The 5,406-nt window shown below is 59.1% G+C and carries 8 protein-coding genes and 1 pseudogene; 8 read left to right on the top strand and 1 reads right to left on the bottom strand.

Features of this window, described 5'->3' with window-relative positions; translation table 11 throughout:
* The 8 genes and pseudogenes from M3I53_RS37640 to tnpB all read left to right on the top strand — a co-directional run.
* On the top strand, positions 1-216 hold a 216-nt coding region (locus M3I53_RS37640), incomplete at its 5' end, for a transposase (protein WP_254320593.1).
* Between the two features lie 860 nt (positions 217-1,076).
* Positions 1,077-2,582: a toluene monooxygenase gene (locus M3I53_RS37635; RefSeq protein ID WP_254320782.1), complete on the top strand. Its 1,506-nt coding sequence runs from the start codon at positions 1,077-1,079 to the stop codon at positions 2,580-2,582.
* 24 nt (positions 2,583-2,606) lie between these two features.
* On the top strand, positions 2,607-2,867 hold the full coding sequence (locus M3I53_RS37630; RefSeq protein ID WP_133190567.1) for a toluene-4-monooxygenase system B family protein: 261 nt from the start codon (positions 2,607-2,609) through the stop codon (positions 2,865-2,867).
* Between the two features lie 7 nt (positions 2,868-2,874).
* Positions 2,875-3,210 carry a Rieske 2Fe-2S domain-containing protein gene (locus M3I53_RS37625; protein ID WP_133190565.1) on the top strand — a complete coding sequence of 112 codons (336 nt, stop codon included), beginning with the start codon at positions 2,875-2,877 and terminating at the stop codon, positions 3,208-3,210.
* A 19-nt stretch (positions 3,211-3,229) separates the two neighbouring features.
* Complete coding sequence (locus M3I53_RS37620; protein ID WP_133190563.1) at positions 3,230-3,544, top strand: MmoB/DmpM family protein; 315 nt, start codon at positions 3,230-3,232, stop codon at positions 3,542-3,544.
* A 12-nt stretch (positions 3,545-3,556) separates the two neighbouring features.
* A pseudogene (locus tag M3I53_RS37615) lies at positions 3,557-4,177 on the top strand (toluene monooxygenase); the annotation flags it as partial.
* A gap of 83 nt (positions 4,178-4,260) precedes the next feature.
* Complete coding sequence (locus M3I53_RS37610) at positions 4,261-4,740, top strand: transposase (protein WP_254320781.1); 480 nt, start codon at positions 4,261-4,263, stop codon at positions 4,738-4,740.
* Positions 4,740-5,093, top strand: a complete 354-nt coding sequence (tnpB, locus tag M3I53_RS37605; protein WP_133188200.1) for an IS66 family insertion sequence element accessory protein TnpB — start codon at positions 4,740-4,742, stop codon at positions 5,091-5,093. Before M3I53_RS37610 ends, tnpB begins: the two co-directional genes overlap by 1 nt.
* Before the next feature lie 164 nt (positions 5,094-5,257).
* On the opposite strand, the gene M3I53_RS37600 is transcribed toward tnpB, so the two are convergent.
* On the bottom strand, positions 5,258-5,406 hold a 149-nt coding region (locus M3I53_RS37600; protein ID WP_254317001.1), incomplete at its 5' end, for an ATP-binding protein.

Below are 5,406 nucleotides of genomic sequence, written 5' to 3'. Positions count from 1 at the left end.
AAGGACGTTGCGCGTCTGATACGTCGGCACTTCGACGGCATCGTCGCCTGGACTCAGACCCGCCAGACCAACGGCTTCATTGAAGCCATCAACGGCTTGTTTCAAGCGGCCAAGCGAAAGGCTCGCGGTTACACGCGCTTCACGACAATGCGCACGGTCCTCTTTCTCGTTGCCGGCAAGCTCGACTTCTCCGGCTTCAACCCGCATGCCTCGTGAGTCGCATCACCCACTCCAAATTCAAAAGAGCCACAAATATAGATGCGCACCGCCGTGATTGGTCTCATTAATTGGAAAATACGGCGAGCCAACACTGATATCGTCACCTTGCCCTCGATTACTGTCTCACTACGCGCAGACCAGTACTGCCGATGTTTATATTGGATGCACGGCCGCCTGTAGTCGCTGAACGCCTCCCCATGCCCGAGCTCCGCATTGCGGCTCGGAAACCACAATGAGGCTCGGCGCGCTTGCACTCCACGCGGGCTCGCCTGTTGCCCACCGCCTACAAGGCAACACCGTCACCGAAAGAACCTTCTTGCCCGGAATCAGTTGACCGCGACAGTTCGTTTTAACGTTTGTCCGAGTTTTGTTGAAGAAGTGCTACAGTGCGCGTTATCTATATGACAATCTAGACATTCCCGCCTGGTGTTTTCAGGTCGCGACTGACGCGCTATCTCATTCGGAATCAAGGATCGGGGGCTTGGGTCTGTGGTTATGTCGGCAGACAGAACCATCCCGAGACGAGAAGGACCCGGAACGCACCCTCAGTTAATGCCGACTGGATTTGGCCCCGCGAAAGAGAATCAGAGGTACCGCGGCCTTGTGTCACGCCGCGGCTTTCGCGCTTGCCCGCGTTGCTTTTTGTCGAACTCCTTGCGTGTGGAAACTAGCGCATTCGGATCGCCCCCCCGGCAACGGGTGCGCGTATATCTTCAATCTCCCTTTCCCGGGACTTCTTCCTCGCCAATGCAAAGGAGGTCCGCACATTGGCACTGATTTTGCTGTGAGATAAGCTGCCCGGCGGATGCCATAGTGCTCCGGCAAATCAAACCGCGACCTACGAAGGAGACTTGACCATGGCGTTATTGGAACGCGTCGACTGGTACGATATCGCCCGCGCCACCAACTGGACCCCGTCGTACGTGTCGGAGTCGGATCTCTTTCCCGACATCATGTCTGGCGCGCAAGGTATTCCAATGGTCCACTGGGAAAGCTACGACGAGCCGTACAAGACGTCTTATCCCGAGTACGTCCGTATCCAGCGCGAAAAAGATGCTGGCGTCTATTCTGTGAAGGCAGCCCTGAATTCCAGCCGCAGCTTCGAGGATACCGATCCGGGCTGGCTTTCCATCCTTAAGGCCCATTACGGCGCCATCGCACTCGGCGAGTATGCGGCAATGAGCGCCGAAGCACGCATGGTTCGCTTCGGCCGTGCACCAGGGATGCGCAACATGGCCACCTTCGGCATGCTCGACGAAAACCGTCACGGGCAGTTGCAGCTCCACTTCCCTCACGACTACTGTGCAAAGGACAGGCAGTTTGACTGGGCGCACAAGGCCTATCACACGAACCAGTGGGGTGCAATTGCCGCCCGCAACACATTTGACGACCTTTTTATGTCCCGCAGCGCGATCGAGATCGCGGTTATGCTCACCTTCGCGCTCGAAACGGGCTTCACCAATGTACAGTTCCTCGGCCTGGCGGCCGACGCAGTCGACGTCGGCGATTTCACTTTCGCAAGCCTCATCTCCAGCATTCAAACGGACGAGTCGCGGCATGCGCAAATCGGCGGCCCGGCGCTGCACATTCTGATCGCAAACGGCCGTAAAACGGAGGCCCAGAAGCTCGTGGATGTCGCAATCGCACGGGCATGGCGCCTGTTCTGTTTGCTCACGGGATCGTCGATGGACTACGCCACGCCGATCGAACACCGCAAGCAGTCGTTCAAGGAATTCGCGCGCGAGTGGATCGTCAGTCAGTTTGAGCGGACACTCATCGATCTCGGCCTCGATTTGCCCTGGTACTGGGACCAGATGATCAATGAATTCGATTACCAGCACCACGCCTATCAGCTAGGCATCTGGTTTTGGCGTCCCACGGTTTGGTGGGACCCTGCAGCGGGCGTGACGCCCGAATGCCGCGACTGGCTGGAAGAAAAATATCCCGGCTGGAACGACTCATTCGGCAAGGTATGGGACGTCATTATCGAAAACCTGCTCGTCGGCCGCCGTGAACTTACGATGCCCGAGACGCTACCTGTCCTTTGCAACATGAGCCAGTTGCCCATTTGCGCCATTCCGGGCGATGGCTGGAACGTGAAGGACTACCCTCTCGACCATAACGGCCGCACGTATCACTTCAATTCGGAAATCGACCGCTGGGTCTTCCAGCAGGACCCGGTTCGTTACCGCGATCACCTCACGCTCGTCGATCGCTTCCTCGCCGGTCATATCCAGCCACCCAACCTCTTGGGCGCGTTGAACTACATGGGGCTCGCGCCGGGCGAAATGGGCGACGACGCGCACCAGTATGCCTGGGTCGAATCGTACCGCGGTACCCGTGACAACAAAGAGGCCGCCTGAGGCTGCCACGCAAAAGAGGACGACATGGCACTGTTCCATGTGATCTCAAATTTTCAATACGACTTCGTATTGCAGCTATTGCCGGTGGATACCGGCAATACGATAGATGAAGTGGCGGCCGCCGCCTCGCTCCATTCGGTGGGCCGACGCGTCGCCCCACGGCCTGAAAAGGTTGTGCGCGTGCGTCGCCAGGGCGCGGAGCAGTTCTACGCGCGCAAGGCAAAGCTCGGCGAGACGGATATCAAGCCGATGGAAACGCTCGAATTCATCTTTTGCGACGAATGAGGTCGACATGGAGTACCAGAAAATCTGCACGCTCGACGACCTGTGGGCAGGCGAGATGATCGGAGCGGAGGTGGATGGCCACGTGATTGTGGTGGTTAATCCAGAAGGCGGCGAGCCGCGCGCCTTTCGGGGCGTTTGTCCGCATCAGGCCATTCCGCTCGTGGAAGGAAAGTTCGACGGCCGCGTGCTGATGTGCCGAGCGCATCAATGGACCTTCGACGTGAATACCGGCAAGGGGATCAATCCTGGCGACTCCCGGCTTCGCGCATACCCCGCGAAGATCGAGGGCGAAGACGTTCTCGTTGCGGTGGGCGGCGTTGAAACCCTCTTTGCCCATTCCTGAATTTCACAGAGAACCGATCATGACCATCGAAACCACCGCCTCGGCTTACCGCAACAACCGCGTGGGTCCCGTGCTTCGTGCGGGCAGCATTACGGCGGGCGTCATCGAAGCCGCGCACGAAGACAACCCCGGCAAGACGATCCGCGTCGACGACAAACTCGCGTATGTGCGCATCGATACGGACGGCGAACTGATCCTGCGCCGCTCCACGCTTGAGGAAACGCTTGGTCGACCGTTCATGATGTCCGAGCTGGAAGTCAGCCTCAGTTCGTTTTCAGGCCGCATCGAAACAACCGAAGGCTACGTGCGGTTTTACTACGAGAAAACGCTTTAACCGGAGACGAGCATGACCCATCCCGAAGTCCTTACGCCGCTGAAAACGTGGAGCCATCTAGCCGCGCGGCGGCGCAAGCCAAGCGAGTATGAGATCGTCTCGACGAACTTGCATTACACCACCGACAACCCTGACGCCCCCTTCGAACTGGACCCAAACTTCGAAATGGCGCAATGGCTCAAGCGCAACCGCAACGCCTCGCCGCTGCGACATCCCGACTGGAACGCATTTCGTGATCCAGACGAGATCGTCTATCGCACCTATAACCTGCTGCAGGATGGTCAGGAAACTTACGTATATGGTCTCCTCGACCAGTTCTCCACGCGCGGTCACGACTCCCAACTCGCCAGGCCATGGGCGGCCTCGCTCGCACGCGTCTATACCCCCGCGCGCTTCCTGTTTCATGCGCTGCAAATGGGCTCAGCTTATCTGGCCCAGATGGCCCCCGCTTCCACGATCTCCAACTGTGCCGCATACCAGACCGCTGACTCTCTGCGCTGGCTCACGCACACCGCGTATCGCACCAAGGAACTATCCCTGACTTTTGCGGACCTCGGCTTCGGCAGCGATGAGCGGCGCCGCTGGGAACTCGGGCCGCCTTGGCAGGGCTGGCGCAAACTCGTCGAACAAGCGTAAGCGGCAGTTTCTCCTCACATAGATCCTGATCTGAAAACAGCGCAGGATGTGTCCACGGTTTTTTAATGGACACACCCTTCATGGACGAGAACTGCGCAGATTTTTTGCCCTTGCGTGCGACCAACGTTGGTGTCGAAGGCAAGCGGACTTTCGACAAGCGTGACAAACAGAGGCTGATTGAAGCCTGCCTGAAGCCGGGCGTGTCGATCGCGGGTATGGCGCTGAAGGCGGGCGTGAACGCCAACCAGTTGCGCCGCTGGATCAAGAATTACGAGGCGCTCCTGAAGGGCGCCGCCGCCCCATGTGACTCGAAGGCTCTGCCCACGGCATTCGTACCGGTGGTGGCGATCAGCGATAACGGCTGGGCGGCTTCGCAGATGCCGCCGCAGCCAGAACCTGATGCACCGGCGGCGCCGATGCGGAGCCACGCGCCACAGCGATCACCGCTGCCCTCGCGCCTGGTGGCGCAGCTGCCCAACGGGGTGAGCCTTGAACTCGAGTGCACCGGGCAGGATTGCGCGCTGCTCAAGACGATGATTGACGCGTTGAGGGGGAGCTGATGTTCCGCTTCGACGACGACCTGAAAGTCTACCTGTACCGCGAGCCGATTGACTTCCGCGCCGGCATCAATACCCTTGCTGCCCTGGTCGCGGAGTCAATGCAGCTGGACCCGCTCGCCCGTGCCGTGTATGCGTTCCACAACCGCAAACGCGATCGCGTCAAGCTCCTGCTGTACGAGCGCACCGGTTTCTGGCTGATGTTGCGCCGGCTTGAAGAAGACCATTTCGTGTGGCCCAGGCGGCATCAGGAGGTGATCGAGCTGACAACGCAGCAGCTTCACTGGTTGCTCGACGGCATCGACATCGACGCGCTTCGCCGCCACCCGGTGCGTCGTTACCAGCACGCCAGCTAGCCCGCCCGGCAAGGCACGTCGCGCGTAAACAACGGCGGCTGTGCCTTTTACAAATTGACGTAAACTGCGTATTTCGGGGAAGTTGAACGCCCGTTTCGGTGAAGTCGAACAGGCCAGGAGGGAGGTGCTGCGTAGTGCTTAGATTGTACTGCGCGTGTTCGAGATCAGGCTACTTTTTGATCAGGTGCGTTCTTCTTGCGCATCGAATCGCCCTTCAGCGGGAGCTTGTGAGCCTGATGGACGAGGCGGTCGAGGATTGCGTCGGCGAGAGTCGGGTCTTGCAGCCAGGCGTGCCAGTGGTCAAGGGGCAATT

Source organism: Paraburkholderia sp. CNPSo 3272 (assembly GCF_024206495.1).
Taxonomy (GTDB): Bacteria; Pseudomonadota; Gammaproteobacteria; order Burkholderiales; family Burkholderiaceae; genus Paraburkholderia.
Note: the sequence above shows the minus strand (reverse complement) of the source record. Positions and strands in the feature narration are given on the sequence as shown.